The sequence below is a fragment of the Yoonia vestfoldensis SKA53 genome, assembly GCF_000152785.1.
GTDB lineage: Bacteria > Pseudomonadota > Alphaproteobacteria > Rhodobacterales > Rhodobacteraceae > Yoonia > Yoonia vestfoldensis_A.
This window is the reverse complement of the sequence record NZ_CH672414.1, coordinates 2,608,379-2,634,038: the sequence shown is the minus strand read 5'-3', so window position 1 is coordinate 2,634,038 and position 25,660 is coordinate 2,608,379. Positions and strand designations below refer to the sequence as shown.

The 25,660-nt window shown below is 60.9% G+C and carries 30 protein-coding genes; 10 read left to right on the top strand and 20 right to left on the bottom strand.

Going from position 1 to position 25,660, the window contains the following annotated elements; all coding sequences use genetic code 11:
- Positions 1-18: 18 nt before the first annotated feature.
- On the top strand, positions 19-894 hold the full coding sequence (locus SKA53_RS12775; protein ID WP_007206576.1) for a 3-hydroxybutyryl-CoA dehydrogenase: 876 nt from the start codon (positions 19-21) through the stop codon (positions 892-894).
- Positions 895-969: 75 nt separating this feature from the next.
- On the opposite strand, the gene SKA53_RS12770 is transcribed toward SKA53_RS12775, so the two are convergent.
- Genes SKA53_RS12770 through SKA53_RS12745 form a run of 6 tightly spaced genes read right to left on the bottom strand, consistent with a single transcriptional unit; the run spans position 970 to position 5,400 of the window.
- Positions 970-1,239, bottom strand: a complete 270-nt coding sequence (locus tag SKA53_RS12770; protein ID WP_007206575.1) for an HPr family phosphocarrier protein — start codon at positions 1,237-1,239, stop codon at positions 970-972.
- Complete coding sequence (locus SKA53_RS12765; protein WP_007206574.1) at positions 1,236-1,631, bottom strand: PTS sugar transporter subunit IIA; 396 nt, start codon at positions 1,629-1,631, stop codon at positions 1,236-1,238. The genes SKA53_RS12770 and SKA53_RS12765 overlap by 4 nt, the downstream gene beginning before the upstream one ends.
- Positions 1,628-2,530: an RNase adapter RapZ gene (gene rapZ, locus SKA53_RS12760; protein WP_007206573.1), complete on the bottom strand. Its 903-nt coding sequence runs from the start codon at positions 2,528-2,530 to the stop codon at positions 1,628-1,630. Before rapZ ends, SKA53_RS12765 begins: the two co-directional genes overlap by 4 nt.
- The gene (locus tag SKA53_RS12755) at positions 2,527-2,949 is read right to left on the bottom strand and encodes an HPr kinase/phosphorylase (protein WP_242601268.1); all 423 of its coding nucleotides are present in this window, start codon (positions 2,947-2,949) and stop codon (positions 2,527-2,529) included. The genes rapZ and SKA53_RS12755 overlap by 4 nt, the downstream gene beginning before the upstream one ends.
- A 12-nt stretch (positions 2,950-2,961) precedes the next feature.
- A complete protein-coding gene (locus tag SKA53_RS12750) occupies positions 2,962-4,695 on the bottom strand; it encodes a sensor histidine kinase (protein ID WP_007206571.1) in 1,734 nt (577 codons plus the stop codon).
- A gap of 3 nt (positions 4,696-4,698) precedes the next feature.
- The gene (locus SKA53_RS12745) at positions 4,699-5,400 is read right to left on the bottom strand and encodes a response regulator transcription factor (RefSeq protein ID WP_040482978.1); all 702 of its coding nucleotides are present in this window, start codon (positions 5,398-5,400) and stop codon (positions 4,699-4,701) included.
- Between the two features lie 280 nt (positions 5,401-5,680).
- Between SKA53_RS12745 and SKA53_RS12740 the strand changes: the two genes are divergently transcribed.
- On the top strand, positions 5,681-7,279 hold the full coding sequence (locus SKA53_RS12740) for a phosphoenolpyruvate carboxykinase (protein WP_007206569.1): 1,599 nt from the start codon (positions 5,681-5,683) through the stop codon (positions 7,277-7,279).
- Positions 7,280-7,351: 72 nt separating this feature from the next.
- Positions 7,352-7,873 (top strand): DUF3859 domain-containing protein, encoded by a 522-nt coding sequence (locus SKA53_RS12735; RefSeq protein ID WP_007206568.1) that lies wholly within the window; start codon positions 7,352-7,354, stop codon positions 7,871-7,873.
- On the opposite strand, the gene SKA53_RS12730 is transcribed toward SKA53_RS12735, so the two are convergent.
- A complete protein-coding gene (locus SKA53_RS12730) occupies positions 7,870-8,640 on the bottom strand; it encodes a sulfite exporter TauE/SafE family protein (protein ID WP_007206567.1) in 771 nt (256 codons plus the stop codon). The two genes, SKA53_RS12735 and SKA53_RS12730, sit on opposite strands and share 4 nt — an antisense overlap.
- Positions 8,641-8,787: 147 nt before the next feature.
- Here SKA53_RS12730 and SKA53_RS12725 point away from each other — a divergent pair, with 147 nt between their 5' ends.
- Positions 8,788-10,473, top strand: coding sequence for an acyl-CoA dehydrogenase family protein (locus SKA53_RS12725; RefSeq protein ID WP_007206566.1), 1,686 nt, complete (start codon positions 8,788-8,790; stop codon positions 10,471-10,473).
- A 23-nt stretch (positions 10,474-10,496) separates the two neighbouring features.
- On the opposite strand, the gene recO is transcribed toward SKA53_RS12725, so the two are convergent.
- From recO to folK, 11 genes are all read right to left on the bottom strand, one after another.
- Positions 10,497-11,228, bottom strand: a complete 732-nt coding sequence (recO, locus tag SKA53_RS12720; RefSeq protein ID WP_007206565.1) for a DNA repair protein RecO — start codon at positions 11,226-11,228, stop codon at positions 10,497-10,499.
- Between the two features lie 51 nt (positions 11,229-11,279).
- The gene (locus SKA53_RS12715) at positions 11,280-11,606 is read right to left on the bottom strand and encodes a DUF1491 family protein (protein ID WP_007206564.1); all 327 of its coding nucleotides are present in this window, start codon (positions 11,604-11,606) and stop codon (positions 11,280-11,282) included.
- The gene (gene era / locus SKA53_RS12710) at positions 11,603-12,520 is read right to left on the bottom strand and encodes a GTPase Era (protein WP_007206563.1); all 918 of its coding nucleotides are present in this window, start codon (positions 12,518-12,520) and stop codon (positions 11,603-11,605) included. Before era ends, SKA53_RS12715 begins: the two co-directional genes overlap by 4 nt.
- Positions 12,517-13,197, bottom strand: coding sequence for a ribonuclease III (gene rnc, locus SKA53_RS12705; RefSeq protein ID WP_007206562.1), 681 nt, complete (start codon positions 13,195-13,197; stop codon positions 12,517-12,519). The genes era and rnc overlap by 4 nt, the downstream gene beginning before the upstream one ends.
- On the bottom strand, positions 13,194-14,030 hold the full coding sequence (gene lepB, locus SKA53_RS12700) for a signal peptidase I (RefSeq protein WP_007206561.1): 837 nt from the start codon (positions 14,028-14,030) through the stop codon (positions 13,194-13,196). The genes rnc and lepB overlap by 4 nt, the downstream gene beginning before the upstream one ends.
- A 51-nt stretch (positions 14,031-14,081) precedes the next feature.
- On the bottom strand, positions 14,082-14,483 hold the full coding sequence (gene acpS / locus SKA53_RS12695) for a holo-ACP synthase (RefSeq protein WP_007206560.1): 402 nt from the start codon (positions 14,481-14,483) through the stop codon (positions 14,082-14,084).
- Positions 14,480-15,220: a pyridoxine 5'-phosphate synthase gene (locus tag SKA53_RS12690; protein WP_007206559.1), complete on the bottom strand. Its 741-nt coding sequence runs from the start codon at positions 15,218-15,220 to the stop codon at positions 14,480-14,482. Before SKA53_RS12690 ends, acpS begins: the two co-directional genes overlap by 4 nt.
- Positions 15,221-15,245: 25 nt before the next feature.
- Positions 15,246-15,893, bottom strand: coding sequence for a DUF2062 domain-containing protein (locus SKA53_RS12685; protein ID WP_040482977.1), 648 nt, complete (start codon positions 15,891-15,893; stop codon positions 15,246-15,248).
- A 23-nt stretch (positions 15,894-15,916) separates the two neighbouring features.
- A complete protein-coding gene (locus tag SKA53_RS12680) occupies positions 15,917-18,049 on the bottom strand; it encodes a RelA/SpoT family protein (RefSeq protein WP_007206557.1) in 2,133 nt (710 codons plus the stop codon).
- A 40-nt stretch (positions 18,050-18,089) separates the two neighbouring features.
- Positions 18,090-18,443, bottom strand: coding sequence for a DNA-directed RNA polymerase subunit omega (gene rpoZ, locus SKA53_RS12675; protein WP_007206556.1), 354 nt, complete (start codon positions 18,441-18,443; stop codon positions 18,090-18,092).
- A gap of 93 nt (positions 18,444-18,536) precedes the next feature.
- A complete protein-coding gene (gene folK, locus SKA53_RS12670) occupies positions 18,537-19,121 on the bottom strand; it encodes a 2-amino-4-hydroxy-6-hydroxymethyldihydropteridine diphosphokinase (protein WP_007206555.1) in 585 nt (194 codons plus the stop codon).
- Between the two features lie 112 nt (positions 19,122-19,233).
- On the opposite strand from folK, the gene SKA53_RS12665 reads away from it, so the two are divergent.
- The 5 genes from SKA53_RS12665 to rnhA all read left to right on the top strand — a co-directional run bounded on the left by SKA53_RS12665 (position 19,234) and on the right by rnhA (position 23,223).
- Positions 19,234-19,797 carry an NYN domain-containing protein gene (locus SKA53_RS12665; RefSeq protein ID WP_007206554.1) on the top strand — a complete coding sequence of 188 codons (564 nt, stop codon included), beginning with the start codon at positions 19,234-19,236 and terminating at the stop codon, positions 19,795-19,797.
- 173 nt (positions 19,798-19,970) lie between these two features.
- Positions 19,971-21,299 (top strand): MATE family efflux transporter, encoded by a 1,329-nt coding sequence (locus SKA53_RS12660; protein ID WP_007206553.1) that lies wholly within the window; start codon positions 19,971-19,973, stop codon positions 21,297-21,299.
- 67 nt (positions 21,300-21,366) lie between these two features.
- On the top strand, positions 21,367-22,317 hold the full coding sequence (gene ispH, locus SKA53_RS12655; RefSeq protein ID WP_007206552.1) for a 4-hydroxy-3-methylbut-2-enyl diphosphate reductase: 951 nt from the start codon (positions 21,367-21,369) through the stop codon (positions 22,315-22,317).
- Positions 22,318-22,321: 4 nt separating this feature from the next.
- Complete coding sequence (locus tag SKA53_RS12650) at positions 22,322-22,771, top strand: DUF3429 domain-containing protein (RefSeq protein WP_007206551.1); 450 nt, start codon at positions 22,322-22,324, stop codon at positions 22,769-22,771.
- Positions 22,771-23,223 (top strand): ribonuclease HI, encoded by a 453-nt coding sequence (gene rnhA / locus SKA53_RS12645; protein WP_007206550.1) that lies wholly within the window; start codon positions 22,771-22,773, stop codon positions 23,221-23,223. Before SKA53_RS12650 ends, rnhA begins: the two co-directional genes overlap by 1 nt.
- Before the next feature lie 137 nt (positions 23,224-23,360).
- Here the strand turns inward: rnhA and SKA53_RS12640 are convergent, their stop codons facing one another.
- Both SKA53_RS12640 and SKA53_RS12635 read right to left on the bottom strand, forming a co-directional pair.
- Positions 23,361-24,344 carry an NAD(P)H-quinone oxidoreductase gene (locus SKA53_RS12640; RefSeq protein WP_007206549.1) on the bottom strand — a complete coding sequence of 328 codons (984 nt, stop codon included), beginning with the start codon at positions 24,342-24,344 and terminating at the stop codon, positions 23,361-23,363.
- Positions 24,341-25,039, bottom strand: a complete 699-nt coding sequence (locus SKA53_RS12635) for a COQ9 family protein (RefSeq protein WP_007206548.1) — start codon at positions 25,037-25,039, stop codon at positions 24,341-24,343. The genes SKA53_RS12640 and SKA53_RS12635 overlap by 4 nt, the downstream gene beginning before the upstream one ends.
- 106 nt (positions 25,040-25,145) lie before the next feature.
- Here SKA53_RS12635 and rpsU point away from each other — a divergent pair, with 106 nt between their 5' ends.
- Positions 25,146-25,352, top strand: coding sequence for a 30S ribosomal protein S21 (gene rpsU, locus SKA53_RS12630; protein ID WP_007206547.1), 207 nt, complete (start codon positions 25,146-25,148; stop codon positions 25,350-25,352).
- The last annotated feature ends 308 nt before the right edge of the window (positions 25,353-25,660 follow it).

The window sequence follows — 25,660 nt, the reverse complement described above, 5'->3', positions numbered from 1 at the left end:
ACCTGTAAAGGAAAAATCATGGCGATCGAACGTGTGGGAATTGTGGGTGCGGGGCAAATGGGCAATGGCATCGCCCATGTCTTTGCCGTGGCGGGCTATGACGTGCTGTTGACAGATGTCAGCGCCGATGCGCTGGCCGCAGCACTGGCCCAGATCGACCGCAACCTTGAACGGCAGGTCACGCGCGACCTGATCAGTGCCGATACCAAGGCACAGGCGATGCGCCGGATATCAATGACCCAGACGCTGACCGATCTGGGCGACAGCGACCTGATCATCGAGGCTGCGACCGAACGCGAAACGATCAAGGCCGCGATTTTTGAAGACCTCGTGCCGCATCTGAAACCACATACGATCCTGACGTCGAACACCTCGTCGATTTCGATCACGCGGCTGGCGTCGCGCACCGACAGGCCCGAACGGTTCATGGGGTTCCATTTCATGAACCCCGTGCCGATCATGCAACTGGTTGAACTGATCCGCGGGATCGCCACCGACGAACCCACCTTTCGCGCCTGTCAGCAGGTCGTGGAACGGCTGGGCAAAACCAGCACCGCATCCGAGGATTTCCCCGGTTTCATCGTCAACCGCATCCTGATGCCAATGATCAACGAGGCGATCTATACCCTGTATGAAGGGGTCGGGTCGGTGCAATCCATCGACACATCGCTGAAACTGGGCGCAAACCACCCGATGGGGCCGCTGGAACTGGCGGATTTCATCGGGCTGGATACCTGCCTTGCGATCATGAACGTGCTGCATGACGGGCTGGCCGATACCAAATACCGCCCCTGCCCCTTGCTGACCAAATATGTCGAGGCAGGCTGGCTGGGCCGCAAGACGCAGCGCGGGTTTTATGATTACCGTGGCGAGACTCCGGTGCCGACGCGCTGAACCGCGCCGTCGCAGAAAAGATTCTACGCCTCCGGCGGGGATATTTATGCTCGGAAGATGATGATCCGGGTGGTGTCAGTCGCCTTCGCCGAATTTATCCGCGACAAGTGCTGTGATCGCCACCAGCAACGGTTCGGCGTCGGGGCCGCGGGTTTCGACCTCGATATAGGTGCCAATCGAGGCGGCCAGCATCAACAGCCCCATGATGCTGTCGCCGCTGGCGGATTCGCCATCGCGGCGCACGGTGGCATCGGCGTCGAAGCTTTCGACGACCTCGACCAGCTTGGCCGAGGCACGGGCGTGCAGGCCCTTGATATTTTCGATCTTGAGGACCGCTGTCGTCATTGGGATATGCCGCCGTTGTGGCTGTTGATATATTTATGCGCCGCTGCAATCGCGGCTTCGGCAGCGTCGGAGACAGAGCGTTTACGCGATTTGGCCAGTTTGATCAGCATCGGCAGATTAGCCCCATAGAGGATCTTGCGGTTGGCCGGGCTGCAGGCGCGCAGCGACAGGTTGGACGGTGATCCGCCGAACATGTCGGTCACGATGATCACGCCCGCGCCAGTATCGACCGCATCGGCAGCATCGCAGATTTCTGCCTGTTTGAGCGCGCGGTCGTCATCCGGCCCGATGGCGATGCTGACCATCCCGGGCTGGTGCCCGACGACATGTTCAACGGCGGACAGGTATTCCTGCGCCAGCCCGCCATGTGCGACGATGACGATCCCGATCAAGCCTGTCGTTCCTTGCTGGCCAATGTGTCATGCCTTTCCATCTCTCGATGCCGTTTAGACACATGCCACCCGTCTTTCGCAAGGGCCTGTGCCATGTGTTCGACAATCATGACGGAACGGTGTTGCCCTCCGGTACAGCCAAAGCCGATGGACAGGTGGCTTTTGCCTTCGTCCTTATGCGCGGGCAGGACCAGATCGATCAGCGCCTTCACGCGGTCAAAGAAATCCGCGAATCGCGGGTCGGCGGCAACATAGGCCGCGACATCGCCGTCGCGCCCGTCGCGCGCGCGCAGATCGGCGTCCCAATGCGGGTTGCGCAGGAAACGACAATCCATGACGATATCCATGCCGCGCGGCAGGCCACGTTTATACGAAAACGAATGCAGCGTGACCCCCAGATTGCGCCCTTCGGCAGTGACGAACCAGCGGTCAATTTCGGCGCGCAGATCATGCGGCGACAGGCCCGTTGTGTCGATCAGGACGTCAGCACGGCTGCGCACCGGCACCAGCAGATCGCGTTCGCGCGCGATCCCCGCCATCGGGGGACCCGCTGGGGCCAGCGGATGCCGTCTGCGGGTTTCGGAATAGCGCTTGACCAGCTCTTCCTCGGCGGCATCCAGATACAGCACTTGCATGACATGGTCGCTGCGCGCGGCCAGCTGATCTATGGTTGCAATCAGCGCATCGGTTCCGAAATCACGGTTGCGCACGTCAAGGCCCAAAGCCAACGGGCGGCTGGGCGGCGGACCATCCAGCAGGCGCGGCAAGAGCGACAGCGGCAGGTTGTCAATCACCTCGTATCCCAGATCCTCGAGCGCGTTGATCGCGGTAGACCGGCCCGCACCTGACGGCCCGGTCACAAGGACCGTCGTGGGCATTGTGCGTGCGGTGTCTGTCATCGGTCGCTCCAGCCAGCCTTGAGGATTTGTACAATGATTGCTGCGAAATGTGGCCCGTCGATGTGTTTTATCAAGGGAATATCGCAGCCACATATGCGTGTATATGCGCGTTCCGGCAGGCGCTGGCTTTCGGATTGATCCAGATCGACGACCAAAGCCACCTGTGCCTGCGCCTGATAGGCAGCGTGCAGGATGCCGGCGCCGCGCGCCTCGATCAGGCCCAGGATGGCGGGCGGACATTGCGCCAGCAGCCGGTCGCCCTCGGCTTGCAACAGAACCCTGTCATCGGCCACCAGCACACCACCCAGCGCCATCACTTGCAGCGCAAGCGAGGATTTGCCACGCCCCGCAGCGCCAAGGATCAAGACTGCACTGTCGCCCAGCGCGACGCAGGTGGCGTGATGTGTCTCAGGCAGCATCATGGCGACCCATTACAGCGGCAGCCCGACGACAAACCTTGCGCCTGCGGGTTCTGACGCGGGGTCTGTATCGGTCGGACGAATATTCTCGGCCCAGATCACACCGCCATGCGCCTCGACGATCTGTTTGGAAATCGCAAGGCCAAGGCCGGAGTTATTGCCAAACTGCGCAGCGGGACGTTCAGAATAGAATCGTTGGAATATCTTGCGCAGCGCGCCGTCTGGAATGCCGGGGCCGGTGTCTTCGACAACAACCAGCACGCGGTTTTCGCGGGTACGGGTCCAGACGCGGATGGCATCGCCGTGTTCGCAAAACGAAATCGCATTGCTGATCAGGTTGACAAAGACCTGCGCCAGCCGGCCTTCCAGCCCCTGAACCATGATCGGCGTGCGAGGCACATCGGCGATAAAGCTGATGCCACGAGCCTCTGCCTCTCTGCCAAGATGGTCGTTCACGTTGTGCAGCATGGCGATCAGGTCAAAGGTTTGCTCTGTTTCCTTGACCAATTCGCTGTCCAGACGCGACGCGCTGGAAATGTCGCTGATCAGACGGTCGAGGCGTTTGACATCATGTTCGATCAGATCAAGCATGCGTTCGCGCTGATCGTCTTGCTTGGCGATGCGCATGGTTCCGACGGCAGAGCGTAGCGACGCCAGCGGGTTCTTGATTTCATGGGCGACATCGGCGGCGAATTGTTCGTTGCTTTCGATCCGGTCGTAAAGCGCCGATACCATCCCGCGCAGCGCCCCCGACAGACGGCCTATTTCGTCGGGGCGGGCGGTCAGATCGGGGATGCGGACGCGGACCGGGGCTAATTTGCGGGCGTTCTTTTGATGGCTGGCTTCGGCGGCGGTGGCCAGATCTGCCAAAGGATTGGCAATAGTCGAGGCCAGCACAAGGCTAAGCCCGATACTGACCGCGATCCCAACCAGCAGCAGGCGCAATACGTCTTCGCGTTCGCGGCGCACAAGGCTGTCCACCTCGCCTGCCGCCGTGGCCGCTGCGATCACGCCGACCGGTTCGTCGTTGCGCATGATCGGCGTGACGACGACCAGCACCAAGCTCCCCCGTACCTCTGTCATATCAAGCCGGGTTTTGCCCTGAAGCGCGATCGCGATCAGTTCGGGCGTCGCTGTGGCAAGTATCTGTTGGCCCGGTCCCGTCTCTGCCCGGTTGAACAGGCCAAACAACCCGCCTGTGACCGTTCCAAGAAAATCGCTGATGAATGTCCGGCCGATCACAGCGTCAAGATCCGCGATGGCAGTTTCAGCCAACGGGCCGGTCGTGCGCGCGACCAGCGTGGCATCGGATCCGAAGACCGACACTTCCATACCACCACGCAGGTTCAGGTTGGCCAGAGTTTCGGCGGCATTGATCCCGTGCGCCGTGACCAGGTTCACAGGCGCGCGGCTGGGCAATTGTACCTCGAACACATCGGCGATCAGCTGGGCTTCGTAGATCAGACCATTCGCACGCTGAAAGGCAAGATTATCGCGCGACGCGTTAAGAAACAAAACCCCCGCGATCATGACGAACATCGCGATCAGGTTGAAAACGACGATCTTGCGCGCGATGGGGGATTTGCGCAGCGCGATGATGCCGCGTTTGGGTGCGTCCAGATAGGTCACATCACTGCGTGTGACATCTGGATCGACCCAATCCTCGCCCAAGACGATATCGGGTGGCATCGTCGCCCGGCGCACCGACTTGAGGTCGCGCACGTCAATCTCCGGGGCGGACGTCATCCCCTAGTCTTCGTTGTAGCGGTAACCAATGCCATATAATGTCTCGATCGCGGAAAACTCATCATCGGTGTTGCGCATCTTCTTGCGAAGGCGCTTGATATGGCTGTCGATGGTACGATCATCGACATAGACCTGATCATCATAAGCCACGTCCATCAACTGATCCCGACTTTTGACAAAGCCGGGGCGCTGCGCAAGAGCCTGCAACAGCAGAAATTCGGTGACCGTCAATGAAACGTCATGGCCCTTCCATTTCACGGCATGGCGCAGCGGGTCCATCACCAGATCACCGCGCACCATCACCTTGGTTTCTTCGGTTTCCTCGATCTCTTCGCCTGCAATCGCATCCTGCCGGCGCAACAATGACCGGATTCGTTCGACCAGCAGACGCTGTGAGAAAGGTTTTTTGACGTAATCGTCGGCCCCCATGCGCAGGCCCAGGACCTCGTCGATCTCGTCGTCTTTCGATGTCAGAAATATGACCGGCATCGATGTCTTTTGGCGCAGGCGCTGCAACAGGTCCATCCCGTCCATACGCGGCATCTTGATATCCAGAACGGCCATGTCCGGCATACGTTTGTTGAACGCGTCCCATGCCGCTTGCCCGTCGTTATAGGTTTCGACTTCGAACCCTTCCGCTTCCAGCGTCATCGCCACCGATGTTAGGATGTTTCGGTCATCGTCAACCAGGGCAATTCTCGACATGTACGTGCTACCTCTATGTAATTAGCGAACTCATAACAACGCGGGGATTTTCCGCTGTTTATCGGGCCGAATCAATCCCCAAAGCTGTGACCGCCACAGGATCGCCATCATCGCACCAAATTTACCATTCCCCCCTGGTGCCACCGGCGGCGTGCATTTGGTTGCGCTAACATGCATTTGGTTGCGCTAACGTTTCCCTAACCCCCTATCAAGGCAGGAAAGCTTGGTGGTATGCAGGCCCATCGCTGGCAGGATTGCCCATTCGAAAAGGAGCGAACCCATGGACCAAGGTACGGTCAACCCACAGATGAAGCTTGAGCACCAAGGCATCACCGGGCTGGGTTACGTCTATTACAACAGCTCTGCGGCGCAATTGCACGACGCGGCCATTGCAGCTGGCGAAGGTGTGACCGGCAAGGGCGGCAGCCTGCTGGTGACCACGGGCAAGCATACGGGCCGGTCGCCCAAGGATAAATTCGTCGTGCGCAGCGCATCGGTCGAAGACACGATCTGGTGGGACAACAACGCCCCGATGGACCCTGCACATTTCGACGTGCTCTACGCCGATATGGTCGCGCATATGCAGGGCGGCACCTATTATGCGCAGGATCTGTTCGGCGGGGCAGACCCTGCCCACCGGCTTGATGTGCGCGTTGTGACCGAACTGGCATGGCATGGTCTGTTCATCCGGCATTTGCTGCGTCGCCCCGATGCAACGGAACTGGCCAGCTTTACCCCCGCTTTCACGATCATCAACTGCCCGACCTTCAAGGCTGATCCTGTGCGCCATGGCTGCCGGACCGATACCGTGATCGCGATGAATTTTGACCGCAAGCTGATCCTGATTGGCGGCACAGAATATGCAGGCGAGAACAAGAAATCCGTGTTCACGCTGCTGAACTACCTGTTGCCCGAAAAGGGCATCATGCCAATGCATTGCAGCGCCAACCATGCGCCCGGCAATCCGGTCGACACGGCGGTGTTCTTTGGCCTGTCCGGCACCGGCAAGACCACGCTTTCGGCTGATCCATCCCGCGTGCTGATCGGCGATGACGAACATGGCTGGTCGGATCGCGGCACCTTCAATTTCGAAGGCGGCTGTTATGCCAAGACCATCAACCTGAGCGCCGAGGCAGAGCCAGACATCTATGCCACCTGTTTCATGCCGCATACGGTGATCGAGAATATGGTGTTCGATCCCGAAACGCTGGAGCTGGATTTCGAGGATGACAGCCTGACCGCGAATATGCGCTGCGCCTATCCGCTGAATTATATCGCCAATGCATCCGACACGGCGCTTGGCGGGCATCCCAAGAATATCATCATGCTGACCTGCGATGCCTTTGGCGTGCTGCCGCCCATCGCGCGGCTGACACCAGCGCAGGCGATGTATCACTTTCTATCCGGCTTTACGTCCAAGGTCGCAGGCACCGAACGCGGCGTGACTGAACCGGAACCGACCTTCAGCACCTGTTTCGGCGCGCCTTTCATGCCACGCCGGCCAGAGGTGTATGGCAATCTGCTGCGGTCCAAGATCGCAAGCCATGGTGCGACCTGCTGGCTGGTGAACACCGGCTGGACCGGTGGCGCCTATGGCACCGGCAGCCGGATGCCGATCAAGGCGACACGCGCTCTTTTGGCGGCGGCGCTGGACGGCACGCTGATCGAAAGCACCTTCCGCAAGGACCCACATTTCGGGTTCGAAGTGCCGGTGGCAGTCGAAGGTCTGGATGCGCGCCTGCTTGATCCGCGCACGACTTGGGCCGATGCGGCGGCTTATGACGCGCAGGCGGCCAAGCTGGTGGGCATGTTCAGCGACAATTTCGCGAAATACGTCCCCTTCATCGACGACGATGTCAAAGCAGCCGCGATTGGCTGACACAGGTAAGGTGGAACCAGTTCCACCTTACCCCAATCTCGACATCACGGCGCATCTGGCTATGGTTGCACCATGCGCCTGATGCTTGCCTTTGTTACCTGCTTGTTGCTGCCGCTCATGGCTGCCGCGCAAGACGTCATCGCCATGCTTCGCGCCGGTGTCGTTTGCGGGCCGCCTGTCGTAGGTTCTTCGCCTGCACCCGACACGATCGCAGGCAGCACGCATCTGATCGCACAAACACCGCCCTTTATCGCTGAAATCACGCAGGTTCCCGCGGTCATTGGCATCGGCTTTGGCGTCAAGGCGCAGGCGCTGGACCCTGACGGGCTGTCCGGTGTGACCATCATCGTGACCCATCCGCCGATGGGCGATGCGGGGGTGACCCAGCAAAGCTATCAATCCTGGATCAGCGGGACAGAACCATCACCAACCTTTTATCAGTTCGACGAAGATTACGAACGCGTCACTGGCACATGGACCTTCACGGCCATGCTGGACGATGCAGAATTGTTTTCTGTCGCTTTCGACGTTGTCCCACCCACCGCCTTGCCCGATCTGGCCGGGGCTTGCGGGTACGGCGATCTGCTGTCCTAGCCCATCACGCCGCGGCGGATCAGGTTCACCCCCGCGATCACCAATACCCACAGCGTGACCTGCCGGAACCTGTCGGCATCAAAACGGTCCCCCAACCGGAACCCGACCCACATGCCCAGCATCCCCGGCGCCACCAGCGCCGCCGAAAACGGCCACGTCTGCGCGTTCAGCACGCCCGATTGGACATGGCCCAGAAACAGCATCACCGATCCCAGCCCATAGATCACCCCCTGCACCGACATCTGCCGGTCGCGCGGCGTGCCAAGCGCGAGCAGATACAGAACCGTGGGCGGCCCCCAGGTGCCGGTCAACCCGCCAAGCATGCCCGACACGATCCCCGCCGCATATTCCACCGGACGCCGCAGGCGCGCCGCGATCACCGGACGCCAGCCCGCAATCTGGATCAGGCACAGGATTACCACAGGCACGCCCAGCACGATAAACAACGTATCGGTCGGGATGCGCCGCAGAAATTGCGCCGAGACCAGAATCATCGCGCAGACCGCCACGATATAGCGCCAATGTTCGACCACTGCGTCGCGCGCTTGCCCCAGACCGGCGCGCCCGACCTGCAATATATTGCTCACCACAATCGGCAGGACGATCCCCGCGATGATCAATTCAGGCGCGATGGCGATCCCCATGCCCGACACCATGATCAACGGCATGGCAAAACCCACCGCACCTTTCACGAACCCGCCAAGGAACGTGACGACACAGGCGAAGAGGAACAATTCAGGCGTGATAACAGTAAAAAAATGTGACATGCTGCGTCATATGCCGTTCTTGAAGGCTTGGCATCACCAAATCGGATGCGACACTTTTATTCACCGCAAATGCGTCCCGCGAATTAATATTGCGCTGCGGCTGCAAAGTGATTATCTCTGCACCTGCACATAGACCGGAGACTCGCCATGCCACATGACGGACAGGACCTGCATCTGACCTCAAGCCCGATCCTTGCGGATCTGCTGGACCTGACAGGCGCGGCCTTGCCTGCCGTAGATAAGGTGCTGGCGCTGGCTAAGGATATCGTTCGCGCCAAGGTCAGCCGCGATGGCCGCGTCTGCGGCGCGCTGATCGATGCGCATCAGACGGCAGCACATGGGCTGGCCTGGCTTGCGACCTATGCGCAATCCTTGCACCAGATGCAGCATTGGGCGGACCGGTTGCACGCGGATGGCAAATTCAACGAGGTTGAACAGCTGATCCACCAGATCGCATTCGGTGAATATCTGTCGCAAATCTCTGGCGGCATCCCGATGAGCCAAGGCGAAATCCTGCGCCCGCAGGACATTGGCCTGCCCCAGGAGGCAATGCGCGCAATGCTGATCCCCGCCGTCACAACCCTCTGCGAACAGGGCAACACACAGGCCGCGCGGATGCGCCTTGTTGCCTTGATACAGGATCAGGCGGCAAACCTGACGGTCGGGGCCTCTGGCCTTGATGACGAATTGGAAATGATCCGCGAACAATTCCGGCGTTTCAGCCTCGAAAAGGTGGAACCGCATGCGCATGACTGGCACCTCAAGGACGAATTGATCCCCCTGTCGATCATCGACGAGATGGCGGAAATGGGCGTCTTTGGCCTGACCATCCCCGAAGAATACGGCGGTTTCGGGCTGTCCAAGGCGTCGATGTGTGTCGTGTCAGAAGAACTGTCGCGCGGGTATATCGGCGTGGGGTCACTGGCCACACGCACCGAAATTGCCGCAGAGCTGATTCTTTGCGGCGGCACCGAAGAGCAAAAGCAGCACTGGCTACCCGGCCTTGCCTCTGCCGAAATCCTGCCGACCGCCGTGTTCACCGAACCCAATACAGGCTCCGATCTTGGCAGCCTGCGCACCCGCGCCGTGAAAAAGGGCGATGATTGGGAAATCACCGGCAACAAGACATGGATCACCCATGCCACCCGCACCCATGTGATGACCCTGCTGGCACGCACCGATCCCACGACGACCGATTACAGCGGTCTGTCGATGTTTCTGGCCGAAAAGACCCCCGGCACCGACGAAAACCCCTTTCCTACCCCAGGCATGACCGGCGGCGAGATCGAGGTGCTGGGCTATCGCGGCATGAAAGAATACGAACTGGCCTTCGACGGGTTCATGGTCAAGGGTGACAATCTTTTGGGCGGCGACACCGGCAAGGGGTTCAAGCAGCTGATGCAAACCTTCGAATCCGCCCGCATCCAGACCGCCGCGCGCGCCGTGGGTGTGGCGCAATCGGCGCTGGATGTCGGCATGCAATATGCCCAGGATCGCAAGCAATTTGGCGCGGCGCTGATCGACTTTCCCCGCGTGGCGGGCAAGCTCGCGATGATGGCGGTGGAAATCACGATCGCGCGGCAGCTGACCTATTTCAGCGCGCATGAAAAAGACAACGACCGGCGCTGTGATCTAGAGGCGGGGATGGCCAAGCTTTTGGGCGCGCGTGTGGCTTGGGCCTGTGCGGACAATGCCTTGCAGATCCACGGCGGCAACGGTTTCGCGCTGGAATACAAGATCAGCCGCATCCTGTGTGACGCCCGCATCCTGAACATCTTTGAAGGGGCGGCAGAAATTCAGGCGCAGGTCATCGCGCGGCGCGTGCTGGGGTAACCTGTCGGCGGCCCACGTCTAGCCTAGCCATCCGCCCGCATAATCGCGTCGATCAAACGGGCGCGGGCGGCAGGGACGTTGCGGTCGCCCAAGCCCTTGATCAAGCGGTTTTCAATGAAAAACCCTGTCGTGCCCAGCGCCTTGGCAATCTCCACCCCAGAGGCATCGCCTTTGCCTGCCAGCACGGGGGGCAAGGGCAGCAACCTGTCCGCCCAGACCCCCGCCGCATCGCGGCTGACCGCGCGGCCCGACTTGGGCGACACAAAGGCCAGATCCTCGTTCACGCCGCTAGCCGCACAGGCCGACAGGTCCAGACCAAAGCCCATCTCCTCCAGCAGGGCCTGTTCCCAGCGCAAATAGGCCAAAGGCCATACAGCGCGCTGGTCCAACAAATCGAGCAAGGCGATACTGCGCTGATACAAGAGCGGATGGCTTTCACGCTCAGGCAAAACCATCAACAACAAGGCGCAAACCGCATTCAACCCTGCCAGGGACAGCCGGTCTGCCATCGCCGCCGCATTGCGCGAACGCACAGGTTCCACGGTGAAACTGCCCAGATGATCGTCCAGCCGCGCAGCCCACGCCACATTGACCTGCGCGCCGGGCTGGATCAGCGGGGCAATCTTGCGGCTGGCACCGCCGCGGACCACACCGGCATGGCGGCCATGATTGGCGCTGAACACCTCGATAATGGCGCTGCTTTCGCCAAAAGGGCGCATCGCCAGAATAGCGGCGTCATCGCGCCACGATATCATCGGGCCAGCACCTTCTTATTTCCAGAAATACTCCCGCCGGAGGCATAAAAGTCATGACAACCCGTCCTCGTCCAGCAAATGACGGCCCTGTTTATCCTCGACCTCGATCACCCAAAGATCACGATCATAGCCGCGCTGACGCTGGATCGATTGCTCCACATCCGCCTCTGCGCCCTCGGCCAGAATAACCCAGCTGCGCTCACCCGTCATCAGGTCAAAACTGCGCTGGTAACAGCACGCGCGCCCGTCAAGCGTATTGAGCTTGACCATCACCGCCCCCGCCGTGGCATCGCCACGCGCAACGACAAAGGCGGGGATTGCCGCCAGCCGCAGCCGCGTCAGATAGGCCGACACCCAGATGTCGGCGGTCAATCTCATGCGTTGCCGTCTTTGAAATCCAGCCCCATTTCGGAGTAACGCTCTTTTTCTTCCAGCCAGTTTGGCCGCACCTTGACCTGCAGAAACAGATGCACGGGGCGGCCCACGAATTCCATGATCTCGGCACGGGCGGCCTGGCTGACCTGTTTGATCGTCTCGCCGCCCTTGCCCAGCACAATGCCTTTGTGGCCATCACGCGCGACATAGATCAGCTGGTCGATGCGGGCGGACCCATCAGGGCGTTCTTCCCAATTCTCGGTCTCGACGGTTAACTCATATGGCAGTTCCTGATGCAGCCGCAGGGTCAGTTTTTCGCGGGTCATTTCGGCCGCGATCATGCGCATCGGCAGATCGGCAATCTGGTCTTCGGGGTACAGCCACGGGCCTTCGGGAACCTGGTCCACCAGCCATTTGCGCAAAGCGTCACAGCCATGCCCGCGTTCAGCAGAGATCATAAAGGTTTCGGCAAAAGCAAACGCCTCGTTCATGTCGCGGGTCAGGGCCAGCAGACCTTCGGATTTCACCTTGTCGATCTTGTTGATCGCCAGTGCGACCTTGGTCTTGCCCATACGGTCGGGCAGATTGGCAAGGATCGCCTTGACCCCTTCGCTCATGCCGCGATGGGCCTCGATCATCAGAACGACAACATCGGCATCGGCGGCCCCGCCCCACGCAGCAGCAACCATCGCGCGGTCCAGCCTGCGGCGGGGTTTGAACAGGCCGGGCGTGTCGATGAAAATCAGCTGCGCCTGCCCGTCCATCGCCACGCCGCGAATACGGGCGCGGGTGGTCTGGACCTTGTGGGTCACGATGGACACCTTGGCGCCGACCATCCGGTTCAGCAGCGTCGATTTACCGGCGTTCGGTTCCCCGATCAGGGCGACAAAGCCCGCTTTGGTCGGCGCATCATTCATCGGTCAACTTTCTTCAAAAGGGCGGCGGCTGCGGCTTGTTCTGCCTGCCGTTTCGACCCTGCGGTCGCTGTTTCGGTCTGGCCGGATTCCAGCGTCACGGCAATGGTAAAGGCGGGCTGGTGGTCAGGTCCAGTGCGCGCCGTCTCGGTATAGCTGGGGGGCGCTTCGCCGCGCGCCTGCGCCCATTCCTGCAAGGCGGTCTTGGCGTCGCGGGCATCATCGGCAACATTCGTGATGCGCGCACCCCATAGATGCAGCACGACCTTGCGCGCAGCATCGAACCCGCCATCCTGATAGATCGCGGCAATCACCGCCTCCATCGCATCGGCAAGCAATGCCTCTTTGCGCCGGCCACCCGATTTCATCTCGGAGCGGCCCAGCTTGATCACGGCACCAAGGTCGACCTCGCGGGCGACATCGGCGCAGGTTTCACGTCGCACCAGCGCGTTGTAGCGCGGCGCAAGCAGACCTTCGGGCGCGGATGGATCGGCCTTGAGCAACGCCTCGGCCATCACCAAACCCAGCACGCGGTCGCCCAGAAACTCAAGCCGCTGGTTGTCGTCGCGGTGGATGCTGACCATGGACGAATGGGTCACCGAGCGCACCAGCAAGTCCGGCCTCACGAAGCTGTAGCCAAGACGCTGCGAAAAGCTGGCAAGATCAGCGGAAAGTTTCACTCGACCGCCTTGAAGAAACGGTCGCTGCGCCACGTCCAGAAGGCCAACATCGACCGGCCCGCCGACGAGAAAATCACACGGTCAGCGCGGCCCACGATATCCTTGCGCGGGACAAACCCAACCCCGCCCAATGTTTGCGGCACACGACTGTCGACAGAATTGTCGCGGTTGTCACCCATGAAAAAGAAATGATCCGCAGGCACCGTATAGACACCGGTATTGTCGGTCGCCCGCGTGGCGATGTTCAAAATGGCGTGGCTGGTGCCATTGGGCAGCGTTTCTGTCTGGCGTGGTTTCAGACATTCAGCCCCGACGCCAACGGGACCATTGGCGCACATCGGGCGGCCGCCCATCGGCCCTTGGGGTTCCATGATCTCGGTAAAGGTGCCGGCATCGGCCAGCCCGACAGCCGCATCATTGATATGCAGCACGCCGTCGATCATCTGGATCCGGTCACCCGGTTCACCGATCAGGCGCTTGATAAAATCCATGCCGGTCACAGGATGCCGGAAGACCACGACATCACCGCGTTCGGGGTCGGACCCGAACAGGCGGTCGTTGCTATCGTCAAACCACCCGCAAAAATCATCCGCGCCGATGTCGATGCCGGCAGCTGGCACACGGATCGACGGGCAGGAGGCATAGGAATAGCCATAAGCCATCTTGTTGACGAACAGGAAATCCCCGATCAGCAAGGTGTCCTTCATCGACCCAGACGGAATCCAGAACGGTTGAAAAAACAGGGTCCGAAACACGCCCGCGATGATCAGCGCCCAAAAGATCGTCTTGATCGTCTCTTTCACGCTGCTGACAAAGCCCGTATTTTCGGCCATTTTCCGTTCCTTTTAAGGTTTGACGCTACATGATCGCGCAACGGGGTGGAGTCAAGCGATGCGCCGCGCCTCGATCACCACAAAGGCTTGTGCCCAAGGGTGATCATCGGTCAACGTGACATGGATGATCGCCTCGTGCCCCGGTGGCGTCATCTGGTCCAGCCGTTCACGCGCCCAGCCGGTCACGGCCATGACGGGCTGGCCGGTGTGCAGGTTCGACACGGCCATGTCTTTCCACGCGATCCCCATCCGCAAACCGGTGCCAAGCGCCTTGGAACAAGCCTCTTTCGCGGCCCAGCGTTTGGCATAGGTGCCGGGCGTGTCGTGGCGGGCCTCGGCTTTGGCCTGCTCGGTGGGGGTAAAGACACGATTGCGAAACCTATCACCGAACCGGTCCAGCGTACCCGCGATCCGGTCGATATTCGCAAGATCGGTGCCGATGCCAAGGATCATGCGCGCGCGGCATCCATCAGGCGGCGCATTTCGGCAATCGCCGGGCCAAGCCCGCGAAATATGGATTCGCCGATCAGGAAATGCCCGATGTTTAATTCGGCCACCTGTGGCAGGGCAGCGATGGGCGTGACGCAATCATAGGTCAGCCCGTGGCCCACATGCACCTCCAGCCCCAGGTCGGTCGCAAAGGCGGTCATATCGGTGATCTTGCGCAATTCATCATCGCGCATCTGCCAGTCGCCTTCGGCCCAAGCATCGGCATAGGCACCCGAATGCAATTCGATCACCGGCGCGCCGATGCTGTGGGCGGCCCGGATCTGCGCCTCGTCTGCGGCGATGAACAGCGACACGCGGCACCCTGCATCGCGCAAAGGCGCGATATAGGCGGCAAGCGCGCTTTGCTGTCCGGCAACTTCCAGCCCGCCTTCGGTCGTGCGTTCCTCGCGCTTTTCAGGGACAAGGCAAACAGCATGGGGTTTGTGGCGCAGGGCAATCGCCTGCATTTCCGCCGTCGCTGCCATTTCAAAGTTCAGCGGGATCCGCAGCGCCGCCATCAGGCGTTCGATGTCACTGTCGATGATATGGCGGCGGTCTTCGCGCAGATGCGCCGTGATCCCATCGGCCCCTGCATCCTGCGCCATCAGCGCCGCGCGCACCGGATCAGGCACATCCCCGCCGCGCGCGTTGCGCACCGTCGCCACATGGTCGATATTCACGCCGAGCCGCAGATTGGTCATGGTTTTCCCTTTCAGGCGAAAGATGTCATTTCTTCAATTGTTCCAGCTTGGCTTGCAACACCTTGCGGCGCCGTTTCTGATAGGCCGCGATAATCGGCACGAACAGATAGTAGCTGAGCCAGCCAAAGAACAAGCCCGGCGCGATGCCCCCGATCAGGTATGGCACGAAAACCTCGTGATAAAAGGCGATCAGGCCGGTCCAGTGGGCGGTGGCAACCGTAAACATCGCCGCGAAATTATGGATGATGTCCGAAAACGCATTGCTGAACTGGCACCCAAGCGTGCAGTAATCGGCCGAGGCGCTGCCATCCAGCCCGAACAGGGTCGCGTTGAATGGCCGCCCCAGCAGCCAATAGCCTGTCCCCAAGGATGCGATCCCGATGGGGATATAGGTCAGCGGATTGCCCGCAAATGTCCCTAGCAGCGCGGCAAGGATATTGCCCCGCGCGACCCGCGCCAGCAGGATCGCGATCACGAAATGCAGCCCGTAGAACGGTGTAAAGGCCGCGAACACACCCACCGCGATCCCGCGCGATATCTTTTCGGGTGTGTCCGGCAACCGCCGCAGCCGATGTTTCACATAGCCAAAGGCCCGCGCCCAGCCGCCACGCGGATAGACGAAGTCCAGCACGATCTTCCAGATCGGCCGCCTATCCCTGCGCTTGAATACCAAAACACGACTTCCCTTCTGGCCTGTCAGCCACGCATTGTCCCCGCAAGGCCCGGATCGCGATGCCGCACGATGGACGACACGTTGCTTTCCGCCTCCAGCGCCGTCATCACGCGGTGCAAATGTTCGGCATCCCGCAGATCAACATCGATCAACAGGCGGAAATAATCTGGCTTGCGGTCAATGAACTTGAGGTCAGAGATATTGGCGTTCTGTTCGCCGATCAATGTGCAAATGCGCCCCAGCACGCCCGTGTCATTGGTAATCGTCGCGTCAAAGGTCACGGTATTGACGGCGGCATGGGTGCCTTCTTGCCAATGCAGGTCGATCCAGCGTTCGGGCTGTTCTTCGTAATCGACCAATGCGGCGCAATCGATGGCATGGATCGTGACCCCCTGCCCGCGGAACGTGATGCCCAGAATACGTTCCCCCGGGACCGGCTGACAGCAGGCCCCGCGCTTATGGACCTGATCAGCGCTCAGGCCGACAACGGCGCGGCCCTGATCAACCTCGTCACCGTTGACATGGGCCAGTTCGGGATAGATCGCGCGCACGACCTCGCGGCCCGTTACCTCGGCGCTGCCCAGACGGGCCAGCAATTCGTCGACACTGTCGATGGCCAGCGCCTTGGCGGCGGTGCGCAGCGCCTTTTCGGTGGATTTCTTGCGCACGTTTTCAAACGCCACGCGTGCCAACTCGCGCCCCAGCCGGACATAACGTTCGCGGTCTTCTTCGCGCAAGGATCGCCGGATCGCGGTTTTCGCGCGGCCCGTCACGGCGATATCAATCCATGTGGCCTGCGGTGTCTGGCCTTCGGCGGTGATAATCTCGACCGATTGGCCGTTTTTCAGCCGCGTCCATAGCGGCACACGCAGGCCGTCCACCTTGGCGCCCACACAGGCCGACCCGATCCGCGTGTGGATCGCATAAGCGAAATCGATGGGCGTCGCCCCGCGCGGCAGCTTGATCACCTCGCCTTTGGGGGTGAAACAGAACACCTGATCCTGATACATCTCGAGCTTGACAGCCTCGAGGAATTCTTCGTGGTTCTGGTCGTCATCCAGCCGGTCGGTCAGCGACGCGATCCAGCGCACCGGATCAACGGCAAAGCGGTTTTCGACCCGTTCACCGTTCTTGTAGGACCAATGCGCCGCGACGCCGGTTTCGGCGACTTCGTGCATTTCGCGGGTGCGGATCTGCACCTCGACCCGTTTGCCGTCACGGCCCGACACGGTGGTATGGATCGAGCGGTAACCGTTGGATTTTGGCTGGCTGATGTAATCCTTGAACCGCCCCGGCACGGCGCGCCAGCGCTGGTGGATCGTGCCCAGAACGCGATAACAATCAGCCTCGGTCGCCACGATGACGCGAAACCCATAGATGTCGGAAAGGCGGCTGAAACCCTGATCCTTTTCCTGCATCTTGCGCCAGATCGAATAGGGTTTCTTGGCGCGGCCCGCGACATCGGCCAGAATATTGGATCTTTCCAGTTCGACCCGCATATCAGCGGTGATTCTTTGCACCACATCGCCGGTTTCGCGCTGCAGCGTGATGAAACGACGAATGATCGAATTGCGCGCCTCTGGGTTCAGGACGCGAAAAGACAGATCCTCTAATTCCTCGCGCATCCATTGCATGCCCATGCGACCGGCAAGGGGGGCGAAAATTTCCATCGTTTCGCGGGCTTTCTGGGCCTGCTTTTCGGGGCGCATGGATTTGATCGTGCGCATGTTGTGCAAGCGGTCGGCCAGTTTCACCAAGGTCACGCGCAGATCGCGGCTGGTGGCCATGAACAATTTTCGGAAATTTTCCGCCTGTTTGGTCTGGGTCGAGGTCAGCTGCAAATTCGTCAGCTTGGTAACGCCATCGACCAGTTCGGCAATCTCGCGGCCGAATCGTGTTTCGACCACGGCAAAGGACGCCTTGGTATCCTCGATCGTGTCATGCAGCAGGGCAGTCACCAGCGTCGCGTCATCCATCTGCTGCAAGGCAAGGATATGGGCGACAGCAACGGGATGGGTGAAATACGGCTCGCCGGAATGGCGGAACTGGCCTTCGTGCATATCGGCACCAAAGGCAAAGGCATCGCGCAGCAAAGCTTGGTTTGTTTTGGGATTATAGGCGCGAACCAGAGAGATCAGACTATCAGCATTCGTCATCTGGTTCCGCGCCTATCATTGGCAGGCTGAATAGCCCGCCCTAGCGCTGGCCTTGCGCTTCCATCAGCGCGCGCAGCAATTTTTCTTCGGACATGTCATCCTCGACCGGACGGTCGGCTTCGGCGCCCATCAGCAAGGACATGCTGTCCTCTTCGGGTTCGTCGATCTCGATCTGGGTCTGGTTGGCTTCGATCATGCGTTCGCGCAGGTCGTCGGCCTGTTGCGTTTCTTCCGCGATTTCGCGCAGCGACACGACAGGGTTCTTGTCGTTGTCGCGGGCCACAGTAATCGGCGAACCGGCAGCGATTTCACGCGCACGATGTGCTGCAAGCATCACAAGCTCGAAACGGTTTGGAACTTTATCAACACAATCTTCGACGGTAACGCGGGCCATGACGGATCTCCGGACAGGAATCTTCGGAAGCTGCATCCCTAGTGCGTTCAAAAGGGATTGACAAGGGCCAGCGGGGGCGGATTGCCCGCATTGTCAGCCTTTTGCCGATCGCTGTTCCAGCCGCACAACACCCGCGCGGTCGGCATCAGACAACCGGTCCAGCATTTCCACCACGCTCAGCCCGAGCAGCGGATGTCGCCAGTCAGCGGCGACATCGGCCAGCGGCACCAGCACAAAACTGCGGTCTTGCAGGCGCGGATGCGGCAGGATCAGACTTTCTGGTGCAGCCAGCGCCTGCACATCGGCTGGCAGATTGCGCCAATGGCCCTGCGTCGCGGCATCGGGCAGCACCTGATTACCCAGCGCGATCAGATCAAGATCAAGGCTGCGCTGCCCCCAGCGGACCCTGCGGATGCGCCCTGCCTCTGCCTCGATAGTGTGCAGCTGCGCAAGCAGGGCAAAAGCGTCAAGATCAGTGGCAAATGCCATCGCCGCATTGACGAAATCAGGACCGGCGCCAGCGGGATAGGCAGGCGTCGCATAAAACGGGCTGACGCGCACGGCCCCGTGCGCCAAAGCGCCAACGCGCTCGATAGCCCACGCAACATTTTCCGCCACATCACCGCGAAATGACCCGTCGTTGCTGCCAAGAGCAATAAGCGCAATCTGGCCAATCATATCGCAAAGCGCCCCTTGTTCCCCGACAACCACTGCATAATATAGGTGTCTACTTGATCAAACTCCGCTCGTAGCACAAGGACGATCAAGGGTAATTGTCGAAAGGTGTTTCATGTTTTATCGGGATGAGCGTTTGGCGCTCTTTATTGATGGGTCGAATCTTTATGCAGCAGCACGCGCGCTGGGGTTCGACATAGATTACAAGTTGTTACGTCAGGAATTCATGCGGCGAGGAAAGCTGCTGCGCGCGTTCTACTATACCGCCTTGTTGGAAAACGACGAATATTCGCCGATCCGCCCACTGGTCGATTGGCTGCATTACAACGGCTATTCCATGATCACCAAACCGGCCAAGGAATTCACCGACAGCTTGGGGCGCCGCAAGGTCAAGGGCAACATGGACATCGAACTGGCCGTGGATGCGATGGAACTTACCCCGTATCTGGACCATGCCGTGATCTTTTCCGGCGACGGCGATTTTCGCCCCTTGATCGAAGCGTTGCAGCGCAAGGGCGTGCGCGTGTCGGTCGTGTCCACGATCCGAAGCCAGCCACCGATGATCGCCGATGAACTGCGCCGTCAGGCCGACAATTTCATCGAACTTGAAGAATTGCGCGATGTTATCGGCAGACCAGCGCGCGAACCCCGCACCGACATGGTCGAGGCCGACAGCTAGGATTACGGCTCCGCATCATCCATAGGCGTGGCGGCAGGCATTCTGGCTGCCGCCACGCAAAGCGCGCTGTGTCGTGTTGGCAGCGCAATCCGGGACCATTCTTGCACCAGCAGCTTGCATGTTGCTGCGGTATCGCCAGAACATGCCTTTGTCTTGCGCATTGGACCTGCACCATGGCGACCACGCCCATCATCGCCACCGCGCGCACCGAAGTCGCGCCATTGCTGCATCTGGCCCTGCCGATCGTGGCGGGGCTGGCCGCATCCACGCTGATCGGCGTGGTGGATACGATCATGATCGCGCCTTTGGGCACATTGCCCTTGGCGGCGGCGTCGCTGACGACCGCGGCGATGATTATCTTTTATTCTGCGATCTATGGTTTCGTGTCCGCCGTGGGGATCGAGGCCGCGCATCGCCACGGCGGCGCACAGGCGGATGCCGTCGCCGCAGCCCTGCGCGCGGGGCTGGGTCTGGCCCCGCTGGCGGGATTGGTGGCATCGCTGTTGATGGTGCTGATCCTCTTGATCCTGCCACTGATCGGCCAACCGCCCGAGGTGCTGGCGATCATCACACCCTATTGGCTGGCGATGGCGGCCGTGCTGGTGCCTGTCGCGCTGTTGATGGTGATCGCACAGGTGCTGAATGCGATGGACAGGCCATGGACGGCGGCGGGTTTCGCCTTTCTGGCTGTCATTCTGAACATCCCGCTGAACTATGGTCTGATCTGGGGCATCGGCAATTGGCCGGGGCTGGGGCTGGTTGGCGCGGGGCTGGCCAGCCTGATCGCGGAAACACTGGCCTTGCTGATCGCCATCACCTGGCTGGCGCGGCATCGCCTGCTGCGTGCGCAGCCCGATGCGGCCCTGCGCAAAAGACTGGCCTGGGGCGGGTTGCCGCTGGCTATCGGATATACCGGCGAAGGGGCGGCCTTTGCCGTGGTCGGGCTGATGCTGGGGATATTTGGCGCCACCGCCTTGGCCGCCAACCAGATCGTGCAGGCGGTAGGGGGCGTGCTCTATATGCTGCCGCTTGGCATGGCGGCGGCCGTGGCCATCCGCATCGGGCAGGCCAGCGGGTCCGGTGATCCGGCACGGCTGCGCCCTATCGCAGTGGCGGCCATCGGCGTGGTCACCGTCTGGATGGTTGCGGTCACGATCATGCTGATCCTTTTGGGTGGCCGGATCGCCGCGGCATTGTCCGACGACAGCGGCGTTGTCGCGCTTGCCACCGCGATGTTCGTGATCGTGGCGCTGATCCAGGTCGCGGATGGGGTGCAATCGACCGCGCTTGGCGCGCTGCGCGGGATCATGGATTTTGTCTGGCCGACGCGGTTGACCCTGCTCAGCTATTGGCTGTTCGCCTTGCCGCTGGCAGCAGCGTTGGGGTTCTGGGCAGGGTTTGGGCCGCTGGGCGTCTGGGCCGGTTACGGGGTCGGGATCGCCCTTGTCGCAATCATCCTGCCGGCTCGGTTCTGGTGGCTGACCGCTGCGGCAAATCGCTGATTGCGAACGGCAGGGGCTGGACCCGCGCGGCGTCAGGCTTTACCTCTGGCATCAGCAGGAGAACGCGATGACCAAACCGCCCCTTACCCTTTATCTGGCAGCGCCCCGCGGCTTTTGCGCCGGTGTGGACCGCGCCATCAAGATCGTGGAAATGGCGATCCAGAAATGGGGCGCGCCGGTCTATGTGCGCCACGAGATCGTGCACAACAAATTCGTCGTTGATGCGCTGCGCGACCAAGGGGCCGTGTTCGTCGAGGAACTGGATGATTGCCCCGATGACCGCCCCGTGATCTTTTCCGCGCATGGCGTGCCAAAGGCCGTGCCAGCCGCCGCCGCCAAGCGCGAGATGATCTATGTCGATGCCACCTGCCCGCTGGTCAGCAAAGTCCATATCGAGGCGCAGCGCCATGCAGACAACGGATTGCAGATGATCATGATCGGCCATGAAGGCCACCCCGAAACCATCGGCACGATGGGGCAACTGCCCGAGGGCGAGGTGCTGCTGGTCGAAACCGTCGCGGATGTGGCGACCGTGCAGGTCCGAGACCCCGCGCGCCTTGCCTTCGTGACGCAGACGACCCTGTCAGTCGATGACACGGCGGGTATCGTCGCCGCCCTGCAGGCGCGTTTCCCCGCGATCATCGGCCCACACAAAGAGGATATCTGCTACGCCACGACCAACCGCCAAGAAGCAGTCAAGGCGATGGCCCCCAAATGCGACGCCATGCTGGTCGTGGGCGCGCCCAATTCGTCCAACTCCCGCCGGTTGGTCGAGGTCGGCGCGCGTGCAGGTTGCACCTATTCCCAATTGGTGCAGCGGGCCGCCGATATCGACTGGCGCGCGCTGGATGGGATCGGGTCGATGGGCATCACGGCAGGCGCGTCTGCCCCCGAAGTGCTGATCAACGAAGTGATCGACGCCTTCCGCGACCGCTATGACGTGACGGTGGAAATGGTGGAAACCGCCAAGGAAGACGTCGAATTCAAAGTACCACGCGTGCTGCGCGAACCGGCGTGATCTGATGCAGGCCATCCCCCGTTCCGCCCTGTGGCTTGGCCTTGCCGGGCTGATCCCGTTTTTCTGGGGCGCGCTGACATTGCTGCGCCCTGAGCTTGGCCTTTGGGGGGCTGCGACATTCGGGCCGCGGTTCATCGGACCCTATGTGCAATTGTTCTATGGCGCGGTGATCCTGTCATTCATGTCGGGCGTTCTATGGGGCTTTGCCACCAAGGCAAGCGGGCGCGCCGCAACAGCCGGCTATATCCTGTCGGTCATTCCCGCGCTTTGGGCGTTTTTCATGACAGGCGGCGGGCCGACTGGGGCGGCGGTGAACCTGATCGTGGGGTTCCTTGGGCTGTTGCTGCTGGATTGGCATTTCTGGCAGATGGGCCTTGCGCCGAAATGGTGGATGCATCTGCGCGGGCTGCTGACGGCGCTGGTCGTGCTGTCATTCCTGCCGCTGGTGCTGTGATGGCGGATCTTTACGCCTATACCGATGGGGCCTGTTCGGGCAATCCCGGCCCCGGCGGCTGGGGCGCGCTGCTGATCGCACGCGACGGTGATAAAGTGGTCAAGGAACGCGCGCTGTCAGGCGGTGAAGCAGACACCACCAACAATCGCATGGAACTGCTGGCCGCGATTTCGGCGCTAGAAACACTCGGCCGGGCGACGGCGATCACCATCGTGACCGACAGCGCCTATGTCAAAGACGGAATCACCAGCTGGATTCACGGCTGGAAAAGGCGCGGCTGGAAGACATCGGCGAACAAACCCGTCAAGAACGAAGACCTTTGGCGGCGTCTGGACAGCGCAGTCGCGCAGCATCAGGTCCGTTGGGAATGGGTCAAAGGCCATGCGGGCCATGTCGAAAACGAACGTGCCGATGAACTGGCCCGCGCTGGCATGGCACCCTACAAGCCCTGACACCGATCATGGTGTGATCAAGCGGCAGTCTTGTCTGTGTCCTTAGGGGCGCACTGGTCGCAAGCCGGGCGCAGCTGGAAACCGGCGGTCTATGAAGGCTATGCGCAGCGGCAGTGATGCGCCGCGGGCGGGAAATTTTAGCGCTCCCCCGCCACCTCCAGCACAATCTTGCCGATATGCGCACTGCTTTCCATCCGCGCATGGGCGGCAGCGGCATCGGCAAGGGCGAATGTCTGATCCATCACTGGCTGCACCCGCCCCGCGGCGACCAATGGCCAGACATGCTTGCGCAAGTCCTGCGCGATCCGCGCCTTGGCAAGGTCGGATTGCGGGCGCAGCGTCGAGCCGGTGATCGTCAGGCGACGGGTCATCATTTGTACAAGGTTCAATTCCACCTTCGGGCCTTGCAGAAATGCAATCTGGACCAGCCGACCGTCATCCGCCAAAGCCGCGATATTGCGCTGGATATACGGGCCGCCAACCATATCAAGGATCAGGTCAGCGCCCCCCAACTCTTTCATTTTCTCGACGAAGTCCGTCTCTCGATAGTTGAAAGCAGCCTCTGCGCCCAACCCCAGACAGGCGGCGCATTTATCGTCCGATCCGGCCGTCGTGAACACCCGCGCGCCAAACACATGCGCCAGCTGGATCGCCGTGGTGCCGATGCCGGAACTGCCGCCGTGGACCAGAAACCGTTCACCCGCCTGCAAACCGCCGCGCATGAACACATTGGACCAGACGGTGAAAAACGTCTCGGGCAGGCAAGCCGCCTGCGCCAGCGTCAGGCCGGCAGGCACCGGCAGACAATGCGCGCCAGGGGTCGCGACATAGGCGGCATAACCACCCCCCGGCAGCAAGGCGCAGACCCGGTCGCCGATCTTCCAATCGGTCACACCCGCACCAATGGCCGCAATCTCGCCCGCGGCTTCCAAGCCCGGCAGATCGCTGGCACCGGCAGGCGGGTTATAAAGGCCCGCGCGCTGCAAGGCATCAGGGCGGTTCACACCGGCATAGGCGACCTTGATCACTACCTGATCATGGGCCGGTTCCGGCATTGGCCGCTCCGTCAGGGCCAGCACCTCTGGCCCGCCCGGCTGCGTAATCTCGACCGCCTGCATCATGTCGGGTCGCGCCAGACGCCCGGCAGGTCTGGGTCCATATCGCGGCGCGGCGCCTTGATGCCCGCCATCAACCGCGCAAGGGGCATTGTCAGTGGTTTCAACAGGGCGTTGTCGCGCAGCTGCGCCTTGACCTTTTCAAACTGCATCACGCCATCAATCCGCCGATCAATGAACGCATCCGTCGCCTGCCCGCCAGTGCTGTCGTCACCCAGCCAATACAGCACGACCGCGGCATAGATCCCCGACAGGGTCAGCCGCTTGGTATACCAATTTGCATCGTCAGATGTATCGCCCAGCGCCGTCCAGATCGCATCCGCGGTGCCCCAGACCAGCCGCGCCCCATCGGCGGCCATATGCGGCAAGGCGAACATGGCCGTCCCGCGGCGCACCGCCTCTTTATCGGGGATCGCGCGGAGACGCAGGCGGATCGCATGGGCAACCTTGTCACGAAACCGCATGCCTGTCAGGTCGGCGGCATCCAATGCAGCCACCATCGCCGCATCGCCCTGTTCATGGAATGCAATCGCCAGATCAATCGCACCGCGCGGGCAGATCGTGCGCGCCACGGCAGGGTCCACACCCGCATCCGCAATCGCCGCATTGAAGGCCACAGGCGCCCAACCGTCAAAGGCCACATGGGGGATGATCGCATCCAGCAATTGCTGTTTGACGGGGTCGAGTGGGGTTTGTGACATGATCGGGGCTCCTGTCCTGTCGATACTGGACAAACTAGCCCATCTTTGCTATCTGGCCAACTCCTGCAATTTTGCAAATCCAACTTAGAGAGGTGGTGAAAACCACATGCAGGTAAGTGTTCGTGATAACAACGTCGATCAGGCGTTGCGTGCTCTGAAGAAAAAACTTCAGCGTGAAGGCGTTTTTCGTGAAATGAAGCTCAAGCAACATTTCGAAAAGCCGTCGATCCGCAAGGCCCGTGAAAAGGCCGAAGCGATCCGCCGTCAGCGCAAGCTGGCCCGGAAGAAACTGCAACGCGAAGGCATGCTGTAAAGCATCCCCGATTGTTGAAACGATTGACCCCCGATTGCGCAAGCAGCGGGGGTTTTTTGTTGGGGGGTCGGCAGTTCACACGAATCCTTACAACGCGAACAATTGCCAGCAAACACATGTACTATTGCCGCTTTTGCATGCCAAATCGCATTGCCAAATTTTCGCTTCGGTCCCCTGATTATGGCGAAGCTATCGCCTGTTTCGGGCGTATCGGTTTTGTGTGTCGTGCAGATACGGACCTCGGCGATCGAAACCGGTGGCACCTTATCGAAGAGGCAAGAAACGATTCCGCCACCTAAATAGGCTGG